General features: G+C 72.7%; 13 protein-coding genes. 6 read left to right on the forward strand and 7 right to left on the reverse strand.

The features are described from left to right. Positions 1-3 precede the first annotated feature (3 nt). The 3 genes from QA634_RS17350 (at position 4) to QA634_RS17360 (ending at position 4,434) form a co-directional block, all read left to right on the forward strand. The gene (locus QA634_RS17350; RefSeq protein WP_012333213.1) at positions 4-1,215 is read left to right on the forward strand and encodes a CaiB/BaiF CoA transferase family protein; all 1,212 of its coding nucleotides are present in this window, start codon (positions 4-6) and stop codon (positions 1,213-1,215) included. 176 nt (positions 1,216-1,391) lie between these two features. Continuing rightward, on the forward strand, positions 1,392-3,098 hold the full coding sequence (locus tag QA634_RS17355; protein WP_012333214.1) for a methyl-accepting chemotaxis protein: 1,707 nt from the start codon (positions 1,392-1,394) through the stop codon (positions 3,096-3,098). 58 nt (positions 3,099-3,156) lie between these two features. Further along, positions 3,157-4,434, forward strand: a complete 1,278-nt coding sequence (locus QA634_RS17360; protein ID WP_012333215.1) for an extracellular solute-binding protein — start codon at positions 3,157-3,159, stop codon at positions 4,432-4,434. A 371-nt stretch (positions 4,435-4,805) separates the two neighbouring features. Here QA634_RS17360 and QA634_RS17365 read toward each other — a convergent pair whose 3' ends face one another. The 6 genes from QA634_RS17365 to QA634_RS17390 form a co-directional block, all read right to left on the reverse strand. Then, positions 4,806-5,744 (reverse strand): carbohydrate kinase family protein, encoded by a 939-nt coding sequence (locus QA634_RS17365; protein ID WP_012333216.1) that lies wholly within the window; start codon positions 5,742-5,744, stop codon positions 4,806-4,808. Between the two features lie 217 nt (positions 5,745-5,961). After that, the gene (gene ptsP, locus QA634_RS17370) at positions 5,962-7,962 is read right to left on the reverse strand and encodes a phosphoenolpyruvate--protein phosphotransferase (RefSeq protein WP_265576652.1); all 2,001 of its coding nucleotides are present in this window, start codon (positions 7,960-7,962) and stop codon (positions 5,962-5,964) included. Beyond that, entirely contained in the window at positions 7,926-8,570 is a 645-nt protein-coding gene (locus QA634_RS17375; protein WP_050777492.1) for a PTS sugar transporter subunit IIA, read from the reverse strand. The genes ptsP and QA634_RS17375 overlap by 37 nt, the downstream gene beginning before the upstream one ends. An 85-nt stretch (positions 8,571-8,655) precedes the next feature. Continuing rightward, entirely contained in the window at positions 8,656-10,020 is a 1,365-nt protein-coding gene (locus QA634_RS17380; protein ID WP_012333219.1) for a glycoside hydrolase family 32 protein, read from the reverse strand. 49 nt (positions 10,021-10,069) lie between these two features. Next, positions 10,070-11,458 (reverse strand): sucrose-specific PTS transporter subunit IIBC, encoded by a 1,389-nt coding sequence (locus QA634_RS17385; protein ID WP_012333220.1) that lies wholly within the window; start codon positions 11,456-11,458, stop codon positions 10,070-10,072. Between the two features lie 123 nt (positions 11,459-11,581). Continuing rightward, positions 11,582-12,652 carry a LacI family DNA-binding transcriptional regulator gene (locus tag QA634_RS17390; protein WP_012333221.1) on the reverse strand — a complete coding sequence of 357 codons (1,071 nt, stop codon included), beginning with the start codon at positions 12,650-12,652 and terminating at the stop codon, positions 11,582-11,584. Positions 12,653-13,117: 465 nt separating this feature from the next. Between QA634_RS17390 and QA634_RS17395 the strand changes: the two genes are divergently transcribed. The 3 genes from QA634_RS17395 to QA634_RS17405 all read left to right on the forward strand — a co-directional run bounded on the left by QA634_RS17395 (position 13,118) and on the right by QA634_RS17405 (position 17,100). Then, entirely contained in the window at positions 13,118-14,770 is a 1,653-nt protein-coding gene (locus QA634_RS17395; RefSeq protein ID WP_012333222.1) for a carbohydrate porin, read from the forward strand. A gap of 855 nt (positions 14,771-15,625) precedes the next feature. Then, the gene (locus QA634_RS17400) at positions 15,626-16,099 is read left to right on the forward strand and encodes a sigma-70 family RNA polymerase sigma factor (RefSeq protein ID WP_018260271.1); all 474 of its coding nucleotides are present in this window, start codon (positions 15,626-15,628) and stop codon (positions 16,097-16,099) included. Between the two features lie 17 nt (positions 16,100-16,116). After that, complete coding sequence (locus tag QA634_RS17405; protein ID WP_012333224.1) at positions 16,117-17,100, forward strand: DUF4880 domain-containing protein; 984 nt, start codon at positions 16,117-16,119, stop codon at positions 17,098-17,100. A 270-nt stretch (positions 17,101-17,370) separates the two neighbouring features. Here QA634_RS17405 and QA634_RS17410 read toward each other — a convergent pair whose 3' ends face one another. Further along, positions 17,371-19,137, reverse strand: a complete 1,767-nt coding sequence (locus QA634_RS17410; RefSeq protein ID WP_012333225.1) for an ABC transporter ATP-binding protein/permease — start codon at positions 19,135-19,137, stop codon at positions 17,371-17,373. Positions 19,138-19,315 lie beyond the last annotated feature (178 nt).

Consider the following 19,315-nt stretch of genomic DNA (forward strand, 5'->3'; position numbering starts at 1 on the left):
GCCATGACCCGGCAGGGCCCGCTCACGGGCGTGAAGGTGGTCGAGCTCGCCCACATCATGGCGGGCCCGGTCTGCGGCCTGATGCTCGCCGACATGGGGGCGGAGGTCATCAAGGTCGAGAAGAGCGAGGGCGGGGACGACACGCGGCGCATGGTGCCCCCGACCGTGGCGGGCGAGAGCGCCGCCTACATGATGATGAACCGCGGCAAGCGCGGCCTCGCCCTCGACCTGAAGCACCCGGACGGGAAGGCGGTGCTGCGCCGCCTGCTGCGGGACGCCGACGTGCTGATCGAGAACTACCGGGCAGGGACGATGGAGCGGCTCGGCTTCGGCTACGCCGCCCTGCGCCGGGACAATCCGGGGCTGATCTACTGCTCGCTCTCCGGCTTCGGCCGCACCGGGCCCTACGCGGACCGGGCGGGGTTCGACCTCGTGGCCCAGGGCATGAGCGGCCTGATGAGCATCACCGGCGAGGGGCCGGGCCGGCCGCCGGTGAAGAGCGGGGCGCCGGTCACCGACATCACGGCGGGGATCGTGGCGGCGATGGGCGTGCTCGCGGCCTACGTGCACCGGCTGAAGACCGGCGAGGGTCAGGAGGTCGACACCTCCCTGTTCGAGGCGGGCATCGTCCAGACCTACTGGCAATCGGCGATCGCGCTCGCGACCGGGATCGCGCCGGGCCCAATGGGCTCGGCCCACCCGCTCAACGCGCCCTACGAGGCCTTCCCGACCGCCGACGGCTGGATCACCGTCGGGGCCGCCAACCAGACGAACTGGCTGCGGCTCCTCGCGGTGCTGGGGGCCGAAGCCCTGGCGGAGGATCCGCGCTTCCGCGAGAATCGCGGCCGGATGGAGCACCGCGCCGCCCTCGCGGCCGCGCTCTCGGCCTATTTCCGCGAGGCGAGTTCCGCCGAGTGGCTGGATCGGCTGGAAGCCGGGGGCGTGCCGGCGGGCCCGGTCCTCGACGTAGCGGCGATGCACCGCGACCCGCAGACGCTGGCGCGCGAGATGGTCGTGGAGGTGGCGCATCCCCGCGCCGGGCCGATGCGCACGCTCGGCCTGCCGGTGAAGTTCTCGGCGACGCCCGGACGCGTGCACGGCCCGGCCCCGCTGCTGGGCGAGCACAGCCGCGCGATCCTGGCGGCCCACGGCTACGATGCGGCGGCGATCGACGACCTGATCCGGCGCGGCGTGGTGCGCGAGAGCGCGGCCTGAGCGCCGCCCTGCCGCGCCGCGCCCGCACCCGGCCTAGTCTGGACGACCGGGCCTAGGCGAGATGACCGGGCCCAGTCGCTTCGTCGCGGGGCGGCTCCTGCTTCACCTTCCGCTAAGGAATGGAGAATAGATTGCGCTGAAACTATGCCCCGCTTGAACATTGGGATGATGCGGAAATGGGCCGTTCCTCTGAAGCATCCGGTCTGCTCGACCGTGTCCCGATCCGGCTGCAACTCGCCTTCGGCTTTGCGCCGATCCTGATCCTGATGCTGCTGGTCGCGGTGAGCGGCCTGTGGGGGGTCAACCGGGTGGCACAAGCCGTAGGCCAGCAGGAGGCCATGGTCCGGGAGCGCGACACCGCGCTCGCGGTCTCGAACGCGATCGGCGCGCTCGGCATCGCCGTGACCAGCTTCGCTCAGACGAACGACTTCGAGCATGTCCGGCGCGGCATGAACCTGGTCGTGGTCATCCGGAAGGAGGCCGAGCGCATCAAGGATGAGGGCAAGAAGCAAGCCATCCTCGACCTCACCGCGAGCTACTCGAAGAATTTCGGCCGGATGGCGGATCTGAGCATCGCCCGGCAGACGGCGACGGCCGAGGCGACGCGGCAGGGCCTCCAGCGCGAGATCGACGCGATCCTGAACAACGAACTCTCCATCGGCTCGCGCCAGATCGCGACGGCCACCAAGCAGATCCAGGCCGACGCGCAGGTCCAGCTCGCCGGCAGCATCGATACGACGCGGCGCACCCTGACGTCCTCGACCTGGCTCGCCGGCGGGCTGTCCCTCGCCGCGCTGCTGCTCGGCGCGGGGCTGGCGCTCGTCATCGGCCAGGGCATCGCGACGCCGATCCGCGGGCTGACGCAGGTGGTCGGGAGCCTCGCGGAGCGCCGCTGGGAGGTCCAGATCCCGTTCTCGCAGCGGGGCGACGAGATCGGGGCGATGTCGCGCGCCGTGGCGGTGCTGCGCGATGCGGGGCGGGAGAACGAGCGGCTCCAGGCCGAGGCGCTCGATGCGAGCCGGGCCCGCGACGCGCGCAACCGCCTGATCGAGCACCTGATCGCCGAGTTCGAGGCCGGTGCGGGCGGGCTCCTCGAAGCCGTGGGCCGCGCGGGCGCCACCCTGAAGGCGACGGCCGGGGAACTCCGGACGGTGGCGGAGCATACGCGCGGCCGGGCGGCCTCGGTGTCGCAGGCCACCGCCCGCTCGACCGAGAACGCCCAGACCGTGGCCTCCGCCTCCGAGGAGCTGACCGCCTCGATCGGCGAGATCGGCAGCCAGGTCGTCCGCGCCGACGCCTTCGTCACCTCGACCGTCGCGCAGGCCACCTCCGCCGATCGCTGCATCCGCGACCTGACCGACATGACCCGGCAGATCGGCGAGATCGTCGGCATCATCAAGGCCATCGCCGACCAGACCAACCTGCTCGCCCTCAACGCCACGATCGAGGCGGCCCGGGCCGGGCCCGCCGGCAAGGGTTTCGCCGTCGTCGCGGCCGAGGTGAAGCAGCTCGCCGAGCAGACCTCGAAGGCGACCGATTCGATCACCGCCCAGATCAACTCCATCCAGCAGGCGACCGACCGCAGCGCCAGCGCGATCGGGGACGTCGCCACCGCGATCCGCAGCATGGGCGAACTCACGGCCAACATCGCCGCCGCGGTCGAGGAGCAGGGCGCCGCGACGGCCGAGATCACCTCCAACATCCAGCGGATCGCCGACAGTTCCTTCACGATCACGGCCGACGTCGACGGGCTGAACCAGGCCGTGGCGCGGACCGGATCGGTGTCCGAGGAGGTCCACGGCGCCTCGCTGTCGATGAACGAGACGGCGAACCAGCTGCGGTCCACGATCTCGGATTTCCTGCACAAGGTGGCGCGCGCCTGACCCGGCGCGCCCGCCCCCTCCCCCACCACCCGGACATCATCCGAGGAGCGCCTTGGCGATGAAGCGGACCCTTTCCCTGGCCGCGATGGCGGCGGCGGCGATGCTCGCCGCCAGCGCCGCGTCGGCGGCATCGTTGAAGATCCTGGACCACGGCAGCCGCGGCGCCGCCGAACTCGACGCCATCGCGGCCCAGGTCGCGGCCTGGAACCGATCGCACCCGGACATCCCGGCCGAACTCGTGACCCTGCCCAAGCCGATCGAGAACCAGACGGTTCAGGCGAAGGCCCTGGCCGGCACCTGGCCGGACATCCTCGACTTCGACGGGCCGAGCTTCGCGAACGCGGCCTGGGCCGGCCTGCTGGCGCCCCTCGACGACCTGCTCCCGCCCGACCTGATGCGCGCCCTGCTGCCGTCGATCCGCGCACAGGGCCTCTACGCCCCGGACGGCAAGATCTACGCCCTCGGCCAGTTCGATTCCGGGCTCGGACTCTGGGCCTCCCGCTCGGCCCTGCGCCAGGCCGGGATCCGGATCCCCAGCGGCCTCGACGATGCCTGGACCGGCGAGGAGTTCGAGGCCGCGCTCGCCGCCCTCAAGCGCGCCGGCTACCCGACGCCCCTCGACATGAAGCTGAATTACGGCGTCGGCGAGTGGTACACCTACGGCTTCGCGCCGATCCTGCAATCGTACGGCGGGGATCTGATCAACCGCACGACCTGGCAGGCCGAAGGGACGATCAATTCCGAGGCGTCGATCGCGGCGTTGGGCCGGATCCAGTCCTGGATGAAGGCCGGGTACATCGTGCCCGCCTCGGAAGGCGACGACGCCTTCTACGGCAAGCGGAGCGCGGCCCTGGCTTTGGTCGGGCACTGGATGTGGCCGACCCACAGCGCCGCCCTCGGCTCCGACCTGGTGCTGCTGCCGATGCCGCGCTTCGGCGCGCGCCACGTCACCGGGATGGGGAGCTGGAACTGGGGGATCTGGTCGGGCTCCCCGAACAAGGAGGCGGCCGCCAAGTTCCTGGAATTCCTGATGTCCGAGCCGGCGATGGAGGCGGTGGCCGGGGCGGCGGGCGCGATCCCGTCGCGCCAGGCGGCGGCGGAGCGCAACCCGCTCTTCCGCCAGGGCGGGCCGATGGCGCTCTACCGCGAGCAGCTGACCCGCATCGCGGTGCCCCGCCCGCCGCATCCGGCCTACCCGGTGATCTCGCGGGCCTTCGCCGCCGCGGTCAATTCGGTCATGAAGGGCGAGGATCCGAAGCGGGCGCTCGACCGGGCGGCGGCGGCGATCGACCAGGAGATCGAGCAGACCAACGGCTACAAGCCCTTCGGCGGCTGAGCGGCAGCGGGTGCCGACGAGCCGGGAGCGGAGGGGCGGCCTCCTCCGATCGGGGCGGCCGGATGCGGACGCATCCCGGGCCGTCGGGACCGGAGGCTGAGCCGGACTCGTTCGTTCCCGTCGTGCAGGACGTGCGATCCTGTTGTCTGGCCGTTCATTCCGCGCAGAAGCGGCAATCGATCGATTTCTCATGCGCGTTCCGGACGGTCACTTCCGGAACGCGCATGACCAGCCCGCGCGGCGCTTGAGCGAAGCCGATGTGCCAAGCCCGCGCGGCGCCTGAGCGAAGCCGACATGCCAAGCCCGCGCGGCGCCTGAGCGAAGCCGCCATCCGCATGGCGACGCAATCCGTCGGATGTCGGATCAGCCTGTCAGGCGAGCAGCGCCTCGACCTCGTCCGCCCGCGGCAGGTCGGCGCCGGCGCGGGAGCAGGTCAGGGCCGCCGCGGCCGCCCCATAGGCGAGGAGGTCGGCCAGGGCCTCCTGCGTCAGGGCGCCCAGGGCCTGCCGCGTCAGCAGCCCGCCGCGGGACAGCCGGGCGAGGAGCGCGGCGTGGAACGTGTCGCCGGCCCCGACCGTGTCGCGGACCGCGACCGCGCGCCCGGGCACGCTCGCCGAGACGCGCTCCGAATAGGCGACGGCGCCGTCCTTGCCCCGGGTGATCACCACCAGGGCCGCGCCCAGAGCCAGGAACATCCGCGCGGCCGCCTCGGGCGAGAGCCCGAAGGCCAGGGCGACGTCCTCGTCGCTCGCCTTCACGATGTCGGCGACCCGGAAGAAGCGCTCGGCGGCGGCCCGCCAGCCGGCGAGATCGCCCACCACGGCGGGGCGCAGGTTGGGATCGACGCTGATCAGCCGCCGGCCCGCCTCCCGCGCGGCGAGCGCCGCGTAGGTCGAGGCGACCGGCTCGACCGCCAGCGTGTAGGAGCCGAAGGCGAGGGCGCGCACGGCATCCGGCAGGGCGGGCGGCAGGGAGGCGGGCGCGACCATGCGGTCGGCGGCCTCGGCACCGTGGAACGTGTAGGCCGGCTGGCCGTCCGGCCCCCGCGCCACCACCGCCAGGGGCGTCGGGTGGTCGGAGCGCGGCGCGAAGCGCGCCTCCACCCCCTCGCGCGCCAGAACCCCGGCGAGGTGCTCGCCGAAGCGGTCCCGCGACAGGCCGCCGAAGAAGGCCACCGCCTCGCCGAGCCGGGCGAGGCCGACGGCGACGTTGAAGGGCGACCCGCCGGGAAGGGCCCGCGCCGGGATCGCGGCGCCGTCGGTCGGATCGAGCAGGAGGTCGATGAGGGCTTCGCCGCAGACGAGGATCATGGGAATCGGTCCGGACCGCGCGCCGGGGGCCGGCACGCCGGGAGGGGGCGCCCCGGGGCCGGGGCGCGACGGGGCGGCGCGAGCGGCGCCGGGGGCCTCATCCGCCATCCGGTTGATGGCGTCGCCATCTCCGATTTCGGCCATGCGGATGTCGGCGTCGCTCAGGCGCCGCGCGGGCTCGCGATCCGGGATCCGCTGCGATCACGCGGATCCCGGATCAGGCGGCGCCGAGATCGGGGAAGCAGGAGGCGAGCATCTGGCGCACCGCCTCCGCCGAGTCGAGGTTCAGCGCCGCCTCGGCCACCGCGCGGCACTGGTCGGCGTCGAGGTTGCGCACCACGGCCTTGATATCGGCGATCGCGCCCGCCGAGGCCGAGAGTTCGGTCACGCCGAGGCCGATCAGGAGCGGCGCCGCGAGGGGCGAGGAGGCGAGGTTGCCGCACACGCCCACCCAGCGGCCATGCGCCCGCGCGCCCTCCGCGGCGAGCCCGACGAGGCGCAGCACCGCGGGATGGAACGGGTCGAGCTGCTGGGCGAGGCGCGCGTTGCAGCGGTCCATGGCCAGCGTGTACTGGGTGAGGTCGTTGGTCCCGACCGAGAAGAAATCCGCCTCCCGGGCGAATTGCCGGGCGATCAGGGCCACCGAGGGCACCTCCACCATGATGCCGACCTCGATCGGGGCGTCGCGGCCGAGGGCCTGCGCCTCCGCGTCGATCACCGCCCGCACGGTGCGCAGATCCGCCACGGTGGCGATCATCGGCAGCAGGATCCTGCACTGGCCGTAGGGCCTCACCCGCAGGATCGCCCGCACCTGCGTGCGCAGCAGGTCCGGCTTCCACAGGCCGAGCCGCACGCCGCGCAGGCCCAGGGCGGGGTTCTCCTCCTGCGGCAGCTGGGCGTAGGGCACGTCCTTGTCGGCGCCGGCATCGAGGGTGCGGATGATCAGCGGCCGCCCGTCGAGGGCGTCGGCGATCGCCTGGTACTCGGCGTGCTGCTCGTCCTCCCCGGGCGCGGTCTCGCGGTGGAGGAACAGGAACTCGCTGCGCAGCAGGCCGCATCCCTCGGCCCCGGCCACCAGGGCCGGCGCGACCTCCGCGAGGGCGCCGAGATTGGCGACCACCTCGATCCGCGTCCCGTCCGCCATCCGGCAGGTCTCGGCGGCCGCGCGCCGCCGCGTCTCCTGGCGGGCGCCGCGCTCGGCGAGGCGCGCGCGCGTCTCGCTCACCTGCTCCTGCGGCGGATTGACGGAGACCTCGCCCCGGTCCGCGTCGAGAACGACCACCTGCCCGTCCGGCACGCGCAGGATGTCCGGCCCCGCCGCCACCACGGCCGCGATCCCGTGCGAGGCGGACAGGATGGCGACGTGGGAGGTCGGGCCGCTCGCCGCGAGGCAGATCCCGGCGACCCGGTCGAGGTCGAGTTCGGCGAATTGCGAGGGCAGCAGGTCGTCGGCGAACAGGATGGCGCGCTCGGGCAGGGCGACCGGGGCCTCGCTGCGGCCGCACAGGACGAGGAGCACCCGCCGCTGAATGTCGACGAGATCGGCCGCGCGCTCGGCCAGGACCTCGTTGCCGAGCTGGCGCAGGGCCGCGACCTGCGCGTCCACCGCCGATCTCCACGCGAAGGCGGCGCTCCTGCCCTCCGCGATCAGCGCGTCGGCGGCGGCCTGCAGCTGCGGGTCCTCCAGGAAGGACAGGTGCGCGCCCAGGATCTCGGCCTGCTGCGGCCCATGGCTGCCGTGCTCCGCCCCGGCGCCGAGGCCGTGGATCGCCCGCTCGAGGGCCGCGCGGGTGCGCGCCAGCGCGTCGGCCAGGGCGGCGCGCTGGCGCTCGGCGCCTTCCCCCTCCTCGCGGATGTCGAGATCCTCGCGCAGCAGCCGGTGCGAGCGGCCGAGGGCGAGGCCGGGCGCCGCCGGGACGCCCGCGAGGAGGCGGCGGACGTCCGGGCCGTCGAGGGGGACGGACGCCGCGGCGGTGGGGAGGCGCGGCGCCCCGCCCTCGGGCCGCGCCGCCCGGGGGGCGCCGGTGCCGGCCGCACCGACGAGGGCGGCGACGGCGCGCGCATCCTCCTCCGCGCCGGGCCCGACCGCCTCGACCGTCAGCACGGCGCCGGCCTGGGCGCCGAGGAGCATGATGGCGACGGAGCTGCGCGCGTCGGCGCGGCGCCCGCCGTGGAAGAGGGTCACCTGCGAGCGGGCCGTCTTGGCACGCGCCGCGATGGTGCCGGCCGGCCGGGCGTGGAGGCCGAAGGGGTCGCGGACCTCGGCGGTGCAGCGGAACTCGGTCCGGTCGGCGGGCGCCTCGGGCGCGACGGAGGCGGGCGCGGAGGCCGAGGCGATCTCGCAGCAGGGGGCGCCGCGCGGGCGCGCAGCCCGAAGGCGTCGCCGTTCGTGAGCACGACCGGGATCATCAGCGAGGGCACGGCGGGGCCGATGCGGGCGGCGTCGAAGGAGATCAAGCGGTCGCCCGCCGCGACCTCCTGGCCCTCGCGCACGTGCGCAACGAAGCCGTTCCCGGCGAGCCCCACCGTCTCGATGCCGATATGCATCAGCACTTCGGCCCCGTTGCGGGCCCGCAGCGTCACCGCGTGGCGCGTCGGCGGCAGGCTCACGACCTCGCCCGCGAAGGGCGCGCGCAGCACCTCGCCGTCGGGGTCGATGGCGAAGCCGTCGCCGAGCACGCGCCCCGAGAAGACCGGGTCGGGCACGGCGTCGAGGGGCACGAGCAGCCCGTCGACCGGCGCGAGCACCGCCACGGCCGCGTCGGCCGGCGGGACCTCCACCCGCGCGCTCGCCCCGGCCCGGTACAGACGGCTGAGAAAACCCATGGTCACCTCCCCTCGCGGCGCTCCCCGGCCGCGGCCCGTGTCCACACCCGGGCGGGCCGCCAGGGGCCCGTCCCCGAGAAGCCCGTCACAGCGTCCAGCGATCCAGCCGGTCGAGGGTGAAGGCCCCCTCCGCCCGCACCCCGATCCCGTCCGCGCCGGGGCTCGGGAAGATGCGCGCGCTCAGCACCACGGCGCCGCCGCCGGCGAAGACCTCGACGGAGCTGCGATCGACGAAGATGCGCAGGTCCTCGATCGTCCCGCCCTCCGGGAAGGGCGCGGCGCCGAGCGGCACCGCCACCCCGTCCGCCCGGACCGTGTCCAGGCGCAGGCGGCGTCCGGAGCAATCCACCGTGAGGGTGGTGCGCTCGACGCCCCGCACGCGCATGTCCACGGCGAAGCTCCCGCCGTCCCGCGCGCGCCACGCCAGGGCGAGCTCGAACGCGTCCGACCGGGCGGCGGTGAGGTCCTGCGCGGCCGAGAGGTCGAGGTCGAAGATGGCGAGGTGCGCCTTGCGCAGGGCCGCGAGCTCGCGGGCGGGCACCTGGCACAGGCGCCCGTCCCGGACGTGCAGCTCCCGCGGCAGGGTGAGGCAGTGCATCCAGCCGAAGGCGGTCGAGGGCGCGTCGCCCTGCTCGGGCAGGCCCATCCAGGCGAACATCAGCCGGCGCCCGTCGGGCGCCTCGAAGGTCTGCGGCGCGTAGAAGTCGCGCCCGTGGTCGAGGCGGCGGAAGGCCGCCGCGTCGGCGGTTCCCGAGAGGTCGCCCGGCACGTAGCCGGCGACGTCGCCCCCCTGCTCCGGGCCGTGCTGCGCGCACAGGATCAGGAACGCCTCCCCGCCGATGCGGAAGAAGTCCGGGCACTCGCACATGTGGCCGAAGGCGCTGGGGCGCAGCAATTCGCGCACCGGCGACCAGCAGCGCAGGTCCGGCGAGCGCAGGAGCAGCACCGTCCCCTCCCCGGCAGCGGTCTGGGCACCGAGCACCATCAGCCAGGCATCGCCCTCCCGCCACACCTTGGGATCGCGGAAATGCGCCGTGTAGCCCGGCAGCGGCCCCGACAGGACGGGGCCAAGCTTCTCGAAGCGGATCCCGTCCGTGGAGCGGGCGAGGCACTGGTAGGTCTGCCGCTCGCCCCCGGCGCTGCGGACGTTGCCGTTGTAGATGAGGAGGAGTTCCTCGCCGTTCGCGACCGCGGACCCGGAATAGCAGCCGTGGCTGTCGAAGACGTCGACGGGTGCCAGGGCCACCGGCAGCTCCTCCCAGCGGACGAGATCGGGGCTGACGAGGTGGGCCCAGTTCTTGTTCGCATGGGAGCAGCCATGCGGGTTCCACTGGTAGAACAGGTGGTACGCCCCGTCCCAGTAGACGAGGCCGTTCGGGTCGTTGAGGAGACCCGTCCGGGGCGCGATGTGGAAGGTCGGGCGCCAGGGATCGACGGCGTGCTTGGTCATGGGAGGATCCGGTCCGCGCTCGGGAGGGCGGCCGCAGGCCGCGAGGTCGTCAGGCCCGCTCCGCCCGGAGGCCCGCGGCGAAGGCCGCCGCGAACGCCACTCCGAAGGCGAGGGCGAGCCCGATCAGGTAGTCGAGGATGCTGCCCGGCGCCGTGATGGCGATGCCGGGCAGGCCGGTGACGCCCACCGCGGTCATGCTCACCTTCGCGGCCGCCACGTAGGCCCCGCCCACCGCGCCGCCGAGCGCGGCGGCCAGCAAGGGCCGCACGAAGCGCAGGTTGACGCCGAAGATGGCGGCCTCCGTGATGCCGAGCAGGCAGGACAGGGCCGCCGGCACGGCGACCTGCTTCACCTTGGCGTCGTCGCTGCGCAGGGCCACGGCGAGCGCCGCGCCGCCCTGGGCCACGTTGGCGGCCGCCCAGATCGGCAGCAGGAAATTCGCGGCGATCGCCGGGTTGGCGAGGAGCCCGGCCTCGATGGCGTGGAAGCTGTGGTGCACGCCGGTGATGACGATCGCCGAGTAGAGCCCGCCGAAGGCGAAGCCGGCGAGCGGACCGCCCTGCGCGTAGAGCTGCTGCAGGCCCATCGAGATGCCGTCGCCCAGGAGGCGGCCGGCCGGCCCGAGCACCGTGAGGGCGAAGAACGCCGAGACGAGGAGCGTGAGGAAGGGCGTCAGGACGATGTCGAGCATGTCGGGCACGACCCGGCGCAGGCCGCGCTCCACGAGGGCCATCACCCAGACGGCGACGAGGACCGGCAGCACCGTGCCCTGGTAGCCGAGCTGCGCCACCGGCAGGCCGAACAGGTCCCAGTAGGCCTTGATGCCGGTTCCGGCCGTCCAGGCGTTCTGGAGGACCGGGTGGATCATGACGCCGCCCAGCGCCGCGCCCATGAACGGGCTCGATCCGAATTCCCGCGCGGCCGAGAACCCGACCAGGATCGGCAGGAAGATGAAGGCGGTGCTGGAGACGAGGTCGAGCAGCTGGATCGGCGCCGAGGTCGCGGGGAGCCAGCCCATCGTCCTGATCGTGCCGAGCGTGCCCATCAGCAGGCCGCAGGCGACGATGACCGGGATGATCGGCACGAAGATGTTGGAGAGGAGCCGGGCGAAGCGCTGGGGCGCCGAGAGCCGGACCGAGGCATCCTCCTTCGCCTGCGCGGCGGACACCGCCGTGAGGCCGCCCGCCCGCACCAGGGCCTCGTGGAGCCGCGCGACGCGCCCCTGCCCGATGATAATCTGGAACTGGCCGCCGTTGAGGAAGGTGCCCTTGATCGCCTCGACCGCTTCCAGGCCGGCCTTGTCGACCTTCGCCACATCCGCCAGGACGAGGCGCAGGCGCGTGGCGCAGTGTGCGGCGCTGACGACGTTGCCCGCCCCGCCCACAAGGGCGAGGATCCGCTCGGCGGCGAGCTGGTCGGCATTCGGCGTGTAGGTCATGTCTCCTCCCGGACGACCACGACATCGATTGTGGTATCGATTTCACACACGAATAGCGCAGGAGTCCGGCTGACGCAACGGAAATGTGACGCGGCGCGGGGCGCCGGCCGGCGCGGCGACCGCTCAGGCGCGCGCCTTGCGGTCCGCCACGCTGTCCCGGACACGCAGTTCGAACGGCATGACCTGCGCGGCGGGCGCGATCCGCTCGCCGCGCAGCATCGCCACCAGGGTCCGCGCCGCGACCGTCCCGGTGCCGAAATAGTCGAACCGCACGGTGGTGAGCTTGGGATTGTAGACGGCGGCGACGTCGATGTCGCCGATCCCGGCCACCGACACCTCACGCGGCACGTCGATGCGCAGATCGACGAGGCGGCTCACCGCGCCGATCGCCAGCCGGTCCGTGACCGCCAGGATCGCCGTCGGGCGCTCGGGCTCGGGAGCGGCGACGAGCCGGTCGGCTCCCGCGGCGCCGTCCCGCAGGTCGAAGCCGCCGAGGGCGATCCAGGAGGGCGGCGGCGCGATCCCGGCGGCGGCGAGCGCCTCGACGTAGCCGCCCTTGCGCTCGCACCCGACCTGGATGTCCCATTCCGCGACGCCGATCAGGCCGATGCGCCGGTGGCCGCTGCGGATCAGCAGGTCGGTGATCTGGCGGGTGGCGCGGCGCTCGTCCTGAATCACCGACGCGAAGCCGGAGGCGCTCGCGTCCTGCCCGATCACCACCACGGGCACGCCGATCTCGGTCAGGCTGGCCAGCAGCGGCCCGGTCAGCTGCGTCGCCAGGATGAGGACCCCGTCCACGCGCTGACGCCGGAACGTCTCGACATAGGCGAGCTCGTTCTCCGGGCGGTTGGCCGAACTCCCGAGGATCGGGATGTAGCCCGCCTCGGCCAGGGTCGCCGAGATCCCGGCGGTGATCTCGCTCGACGCGAAGGAGTTGATCCGCGGGATGACGACGCCGACCATGGTCGACGTGCTCCGCTTCAGGTTAGTCGCGATCCCGCTCGGAACGTAGCCGGTCTCGGCGATGACCCGCTCGATGCGGGCCCGCACCTCGGCCCTGACGTAACCGGAATCGTTCAGCACCCGCGACACGGTGGAGGCGGAGACGCCGGCGCGCGCCGCGACCTCCCGGATGGTGAGCGTGGCCCGCCGCGCCGCCCGCTCGGTGGCTGTCGTGCTCTCGTCCCGCGCCATGAGTCTCCCGTTCCGAGATCGGCGTCCGGGGGGCCCCGGATGCTGTCTACGACCTTGGGCTTAGGCCAAAACAATCCCTGACGTAGGGTCATTCGCGCCTTGCCCGCGCCGCTCGTCCCCGTCTACCATGTGGTATCGGTACCATAATAAATGTCGAGGGAGATGCGGGTGAGCGCGACGCCGCCCCTGACCGGACAACCGGTTCCGGCCTACGCCGTACGGTAAGCCAAGCTCCACCCAGGCAACATGCGATCGCGCAAGTCGCAACTTGCGGTGAAACGCCTGCACCTTAGCCTGCGACGCAAGGTCAGCTACGCACAAGGCAACGCAAGCAGGGTCATGATCCGTTCTGGCGCGGATCGAGGATGAGCTCTGCGCATATAACATTACGTCAGACGGGAGAAACACGTGCCGAGGTCGACCACACCCGATCGCCCCGCCCGCCGCAGGGCCGCCGCAGCCGCCATGATTCTGCTGGCCTCCACCTCCGCCGCCCGGGCCGGGGACGCCTCCGGCACGCCGGAGGCGATCCTGAAGCGGCTCGAGGCCCTGGAGGCGCGGGTCGCCGACGCCGAGCGGCGCGCCCGGACCTCGGAGCAGCGCGCGGCGCGCGCCGAGAGCGAACTCAACGCCGTCCGGGCGAGCAGCGGCTCCCAGGAGGCGCGCCTCAAGAAGATCGAGACGACGACGGAGATCCAGAAGGCCGAGCTCTCGAAGACGCAGAGCGCCCTCGCCGGGCAGGGCCGGGTCGTCAAGGGGGACGCCGCGGCGCTGCTGGCGCAGGCCGCCGACCCCTCCGCCTTCGAGTTCAAGGGCTACGCGCGGTCCGGATTCCTGTCCCGCGGCAGCAAGGGCGTGTGGCACAACTATCCGGGCGCGTTCCTCACGCCGGCCGGCGCCGTCGACGGGGCGGTCGGGCGCCTGGGCATCGAGTCCAATCACTACCTCGAGCTGAACTTCGGCAAGAAGTGGACCTTCGAGGACGGCTCCTGGGCGCGCTTCCGGGCCATGCTGGCGGACGGCGTCGAGAGTCAGAACGACTGGACCGGCGGCAATAACGGGATCAACTTCCGCCAGGTCTACACTGAATTCGGCAATCTGAAAGATATGCCGTCCTGGTTGTCCGGCGCCACCTTCTGGGCCGGCAAGCGCTTCGACCGCGACAACTTCGATATCCACTTCTTCGATTCGGACATCGTCTTCCTGGCCGGCACCGGCGTCGGCGTCTACGACGCGGCCATCGCCGACGGCTGGAAGAGCAATTTCTCGGTCTATTCCCGCAATTTCGGCAATGTCGGCGTCTACAACACGCCGATCGTCGACGACTACATCTTCACGTCGAACAACAAGTTCGGCAACTGGCAGTTGATGCTGAACGGGTTCGCGGCGGCGAAGAACGGCCAGTACGCCAACCTGCCGTGGTCGGCGGCGACGCTGGCCTCCTCGGCCGTGGCGGGCACGACGCAGCGCGCCGAGACCGGGATGCTGGCGATGCTCGCCTACGGGGACACGAGCTTCTACGGCATCGCCCCGGGCGTGTCGAAGACGGCGCTCCAGTTCGGCTGGGGTCTCGGCGCGGAGGCCCGCGTCCTCGGGGCGGACGGCAACCTCGCCCACGACGCCAAGACCGTGCGCCTGGCCACCTACGGCGTCACCGACCTCGCCCCCGACCTGCACTTCGCGCCGGCCGTGATGGCTCAGATCTCGCAGGACCGCTACGTCGACGGCGACAGCTACAAGTTCATCACGCTGAACGGCCGCCTGATGCAGGACATCACGCGCAGCTTCGCGATGCAGTACGAGCTGACCTACCAATACGCCGACCTCGCGCCGAATGGCTACACCGCCTACGGGCTCCGCACCGGCCAGCACGTCAACGGCAGCATCGGCAAGGTGACGATCGCGCCGACCTTCTACCTCGATCAGCTCGGCCTCGGGTTGATGACCCGACCGCAGCTGCGGGTGTTCGGCTCCTACATCATGTGGGACAAGAAGCTGCACAATTTCAGCCTGAGCGACGCGTTCGGGCCGCAATCCGGCTCCTACCTGACCAACGTGCGGCTGAGCGACAAGGCGGGCAGCTTCCTGTTCGGCGGCCAGATGGAGATCTGGTACTGAGGCGGGCGCCGCGCCGGATCCGCGCCCGAGGGGGCGCGAGAAGGAAGGGGGCCGCCCGGAGGGCGGCCCGAAGTCGAGGAGGAAACGCCCTTCGGGGCATGTCCGGCGGCGGCATCGCCGCGCCCGGCCCGGCAGGTCTCGCGCGTTGCGGCCGTGCTCGCGCTGATCTGAATCAACGCCCGCGCTCGTTCTCGGCGAAGGTCGGCGGTCGGCCCGCCCGCGAGGCGATCGGCCACCGCCGCCGGGTTCCTCGACCCCGAGCCGCTCGACGGCCTCTCGGGCGTGCTCGGTCCCGAACAGGGCGTCAGCATCATCCATCCCGGCCTCGTCCCCCGCGCCCTGCGCCCGCCCGGGCGGATCGAGGTCCACCTCGCGCGAACGACGCGCACCGGCGCCCTCGTGGACGCCGCCCGCGCGCATCTCCGGCGCCGCGTCGGCGAGGGTCCCGACCGCCTCGTCCGGCTGGTCCGGAGCCCGGCCCGGACGGCGGCGCCCCTGAACGGCTCCGGCAGAATCGGCCGACGGGACGTCCCGCACGAAACGCCATCGGCGCGCGGCGTCGGGGGACCTCGGTCCCCGGCCGCGGCCGCAGAGGAATGCCGTCCGCGGGGAACGAGGATCCCGCTTGGTTTCCACGTGGCACGGAACATGCTGGCACGGAACATGCTGGCTTGGCACGGAACATGCTGGATGACCCCAAGGATGGCGATTCCATGACGCTTCTACACTTGCGCTGGCGCAGGGATGTCGTTGTTGAATTGTGCGGCAACGCGTGCCGGAGAGCGTCGGCACCCAGGTGAGGGCTGCAGAATGGGAGCGTCACCGTCGCTTCGGAATGTCTCCGCGCTCGATGGGTTGTTCCGTGAGCACAGTCATTGGCTGCTGCGTTGGCTGAGCAAGCAGCGCTGGACCGTCACTTCGCCGGAGGATCTCACCTCCGACGTGTTCCTGGCGCTGCTGCAGATCCCCGATCTCGGCGCGGTCCGTCAGCCGCGCGCGATGATGACCACGATCGCTCGGCGGCTGATCTGCGACGCACGTCGGCGCGACGATCTCCGCCGCGCCTACGAGAACGAGCTGGCGGCCCTGCCCGAGGCGTTCGAGATTTCCGCAGAGGAACGCCTCATCCTTGTGCAGGCGCTCCAGGCCATCGACGCGATGCTCGCGGGCCTCTCGCGGAAGGCGCGCGCGGCCTTCCTGATGAGCCAGATCGACGGCATGCCCTACGCGGAGATCGCGGCCGAACTGAACGTCTCGGTCAGCATGGTGCGCAAATACGTTGCGCAGGGTCTGCGCGCGGCCGTAAAAGCGCGGAACGTCGCGGGCTGACGGGGCGGGGATCTGTCATGGCTGGGTCTGCCGAGCGCGACGAGCAGCCGGTCGAGGCCGCGATCGGCTGGATGGTCGAACTCAGTTCCGGCGCGGTCACCGAGCGCCAGAGGCGCGCCTTCGAGGCCTGGCTCGCCGCCGATCCGGGCCACGAAGCGGCGTGGCTCGGGTTGCAGGAGAGCCTGATGCCCTGCGGCGTCGCCGCCCGCCAGAGATTGCCGCCGGGCCGGCTGACGCAGCGGCTCCTCGCGCGCCAGCCCAACCGGCGCGCCGTGCTGACGGGCGTCGCGGCCGCGCTCGGCCTCGGAGCGGCCGGCAGCCTGGTGGCGGACCGGTTCGTGCCGCTCGACGGCCTGCTCGCCGACCACGTGACGCGGACCGCCGAGCAGAACCGCCTGCGCCTCGACGACGGCAGCGAGGTCGTGCTCGCGCCCCGCACGGCCATCGACGTGGATTACGCCCTCGGCCGGCGGGCCATCCGCCTGATCGAGGGCGAGGTTCTCGTGCGCGTCGCGGCGCGGTCCGCCCCGTTCCGGCTCGATGCCGGCGTCCTGAACCTCACGGCGGAATCCGGCAGCTTCCTGGTCGAGAAGCGCGCCGAGGTGCTGGCGGCGACCGGCCTCCAGGGAACGGGACGGCTCGTGGTCGGGGCCGCCGCCGCGGCGATCGGGCGCGGCGAGCGGCTCGGCCTGGAGGACGGCCGCCTGCGTCGGCAGGCGGTCGACGAGGTCGAGGATGTCACGGCCTGGCTCGACGGAGTTCTGGTGGCGAAGAACCGCTCGGTCGCCTCGATCGTCCGCGCCCTGCGCCCCTACTTCCCCGGCGTCATCCGCGTGGATCCGGCCGTGGCGGAGATCCGGGCCACCGGCGTGTTCCCGCTGCGGCACCCGGGCGAGGCCCTCGACATTCTGGGCGCGTCGCTCGGCCTATCGATCACCCGCGTGGCGCATTACTGGGTGGCTATCGGGCCGGATGCGGCTGCGGCGACCCGGTCCGGGTGATCGCCACGCGGGGCCGGGGCGCCCCCGTCCAAGACGGCGTGGGCCCGGGTCTTCGACGTCCGGCCATCTCCGGATACCGCCGGTCTCCGCCACCCGCACCGCGACCGGACCCGCGTCCTCGTCGAGGACCGGGTCCATCCCCCCGGGCGGGGTTCGCACCGGGGCGCCCGGAGCCTCGGCGGCGCCGGTCCGGCCGAGGATTTGGCCCGGCGAGGATTTGGCCCGGCGAGCACTCGGCCCCGAAGACGGCCTCGGTCGCGGAGGGGATCGTCACGGGGCCTGCTCCCGCGCGTCGTTCGGCCCGCCGAGGACGAGCCGGTGGGTGTGGAATGCGTCGAGCACGTCGGAATGCGCGATGCTGATCAGGGTGAGGTCCGGCAGGGATTCGAGGAGCAGCGCGTACATGGCACGCGCGTTCGGCGGATCGAGCGCGCTCGTCGCCTCGTCGAGCAGGATCAGCGCCGGGCGCAGCAGCAGGGGACGCAGAAAGGCGAGGCGCTGCTGCTCCCCGGGCGAGAGGTGCTGGTCCCACTCGGCGGCCCGGTCGAGATCCGCTGCCCGCTCCGCGAGGCCGACGCGCCCGAGAAGGTCGCGCAGCACCGCGTCCGGCACCGATTCCCGCGACGGGTAGGTGATGGCGTCCCGCAGCGGGCCGACCGGCAGGTAGGGCGTCTGCGGCATGAACAAGGTCGTCTCGCGGGCCGGCATCGTCAGCCGGCCAGCGACTTCCGGCCAGATCCCGGCCAGCGCGCGCAGCAGCGTGCTCTTGCCGATGCCCGAGGGGCCTCGGATGAGCCAGCGCTGCCCTCGCTCCACCCGCCAGGCCGGCAGGGTCAGGAGAGTCGCGCCGCCGGGACGGGCCACGGACAGGGTCTCGACCGCGACCATCGTCGCCGCGTCGCCGGGCTGCTCGGAAGCGGGCGGGACCGGGACGGCGTCGATCATCGCGTCGAAGGCGCGCAGGCGGCGGATCGTGCCGCGCAGGGTCTGGAGCGCGGTGGCGGATTGGGCAAAATACGCGATCGTGCCGTTGTACTGGCCCATCGATCGCTGCGCCTGAAACATCTCGCCGAGCGACGACCCACCCGCGAGGTAGCGCGGCATCACGAGCAGCAGCAGGAAGAGCTCCTCGACCGTCCCGACCGTGGCATTGGTGACGGCGATCCTCACCGCCTGGACGATCTGGGCGTAGACGTTGGTGCGGATGGCCGAGAAGCGATCGGTCAGGGCGGCAGCCTCGGCCGCCTCGCCGCGCAGGAGCGCGACCTGCTCGGCGGCGCGCCGGACCTGGATCAGCTTGAAGCGGAAATCCGCCCCGACCCGCTGCCCCGCCGCGACGAGGCGCGGCAGCTTGCGCCCGACCCAGATCACCAGGGCGGTGTGGAGGACCGCCCAGATCGTGGTGACCCAGAGCAGCAGGCCGGGAACCTGGAACGTCGCCGGGCCGATCGTGACCCTGCCGTCGCCGGAAGCGTCCCACAGGATGATCCCGAAGGTGATGCCCATCGACGCAACCTGGAACATCGCGAAGGCATTGGTCACGGCGGCGTGGGTGAACGCATCGACATCCTCGGCGATGCGCTGGTCGGGATTGTCGAGGAGATCGCGGCGCTGGCCCTCGTAATAGGCGCGGCCGTGCAGCCAGCGCGCGACGTATCGGCCGGTGAGCCACTGGCGCCACTCCAACGCGATAGCGGTGGGCACCGAGAACGCGACCGCCGCCTGCACGATGCTGGCGCCCAGCACGACGGCGAGCAGGGCCATGACCGCGGGCAGCCGGTCGAGCGCCCGCTCGGCCAGCATGTCGTAGAGCGCCTTGGTGTAGCGGGTGCTCAGGACGCTCGTGTGGACGGCCGCGCTCAGGGAGGCGAGGTTGAGGGCCACCAGCGCCCAGGCGCGGCCGGCACTCCGCGTGATCCAGAACCCGCCGGCCAGCCGGATGAAGTGCCTCAGCTTCGCGTCGGTCGGCGCCGCGCTCCCGTCCGCGTCGTCGCGTGCCGGCGCGGGGGCGCGAGCCCCGTGGTGGCTGGGCGCCATGGCAGCCTCGTCCCTCGTGATCACGCGTCAGGCCGGAGAGGAACCAGGCGGCGTCGCCGCCTCGATCGGGGCCGGGCAGATCCGCGCGGCCTCCGCGGCCGCGCCGGAATGGGCCTCGGCGAAGGCGGCACGGCCGGCGGGGGCTGCTGCGACCGGCCCCGCTCGCCCCGGCTTGGTC

Origin of the sequence: Methylobacterium sp. CB376 (assembly GCF_029714205.1) — a bacterium.
GTDB lineage: Bacteria > Pseudomonadota > Alphaproteobacteria > Rhizobiales > Beijerinckiaceae > Methylobacterium.